Genomic DNA, 1,345 nt, shown 5'->3' with positions numbered 1-1,345 from the left:
CGATGCTCCTATGTCAAGTTGGATCGCTCAGGCGGCCATGAGCGGCATCAACGACGCAGGATGTTCGATCGTCGACGGCCCCTCCAATGGAGCACCAACCTCGGGCGTCTGGGTGACAGGGGCCAGGTCGGCCCTCTGCGCGGCGTAGACGCGATCCGAGAGTCGACGTCGTAGGAGCCGCAGCGCCTCTTTGCGCGTCTTGCCGGCGGCAATGAGCTTGTCATAGTAGGTGGCGCCTTCCGCACCCATCCGGATCTGAGTGAGAGCAGCCATGTGCAGGGCGGTATTGATCGTGCGGTTCCCTCCACGCGAGAGTCGAACGCGGACCTTGTTGCCTGACCAGACTGGGATCGGCGCGGTCCCGTTGAATCTCGCGTAGGCATCGCGGGAGCGGAACCTGGCGATCCCCGCTGTCTCGCCAATGATCATCGCTGCGCCCAGGGTTCCCATGCCCGGGACGGCCACCAGTGAGGGATGACTGGCCCGCACCAGCCGGCTCAGGCGGCTTTCGAGCGTGTTGATCCTAACGGTCAGCTCGCGAATATCGACCAGCAGGTCGCGAGCTATCTCGGCGACCGCTCCGTCAGCTGTCGCCAGGTACTCGATCAGCTCGTCCAGGAGGTGGTACCGGCGCAGAGCACGCGAAGGAATCTCCAGCTCAGGATCGATTTCGTGGAGGAACCAGCGAGCCTTGGACTGCATCGCCGTTCGCCGTGCAACCAGGGTCCTGCGATGGTCCGACAGAAGCTTGATGTCCCTGGAAGTACCCGGCAGCTCAGCGGTCGGCAAGCCCTCCTCGCGAAGTGCGACCCGGGCCACGGCTTCCGCATCAATAGGGTCCGATTTGCCGCGTTCCCGGCTGCTGCGCCTCATGCCAGCCATCAACCTGGTGTGCACGCGAACGACTCGATGTCCGGCCTCGAGCAGGTCAGCCTCGAGCCGACGGGTCAGGTGGCGGCAGTCCTCGACCGCGACGGTGACGGTCTCGAAGCCTTCCAACCAGGTCAAGATCTTTCGATGCCCCCCGGCACGTGCTTCGACCGTGAGCTCCTTGATTCTCCGGCCCACCTCGTCCACCGCGACGAGCGTGTGCCAGTCCTTGTGAGCGTCGATACCGATGACAGTCATGACAGTCCCCTTCCCAGTCCGGTACTGCGCGAGCTGCGGTGCCGAACGCGGACGGGCACGCCTCAGTTGGGCAGTCGAACCAGCAGGCTCCTATCAGGCCACGCCCACTTCCAGCACCGCGGGTCCCGGAGAGACGGCACATCGCGGACAAGCTACGAAAGCAGCGAATAAACGAGCCAGCCCCGCCGGGATACCCTCATTCTGGTACTGACGCGAA

At 64.3% G+C, this 1,345-nt stretch carries 1 protein-coding gene; it reads right to left on the bottom strand.

The features are described from left to right. Window positions 1-27: 27 nt before the first annotated feature. Window positions 28-1,128 (bottom strand): IS110 family RNA-guided transposase, encoded by a 1,101-nt coding sequence (locus tag GTW58_RS13015; RefSeq protein WP_168023550.1) that lies wholly within the window; start codon window positions 1,126-1,128, stop codon window positions 28-30. Window positions 1,129-1,345: the final 217 nt, after the last annotated feature.

Origin of the sequence: Kocuria subflava (genome assembly GCF_012163155.1) — a bacterium.
In the GTDB taxonomy this organism is placed as follows: Bacteria; Actinomycetota; Actinomycetes; order Actinomycetales; family Micrococcaceae; genus Kocuria; species Kocuria subflava.
Note: the sequence above shows the minus strand (reverse complement) of the source record. Positions and strands in the feature narration are given on the sequence as shown.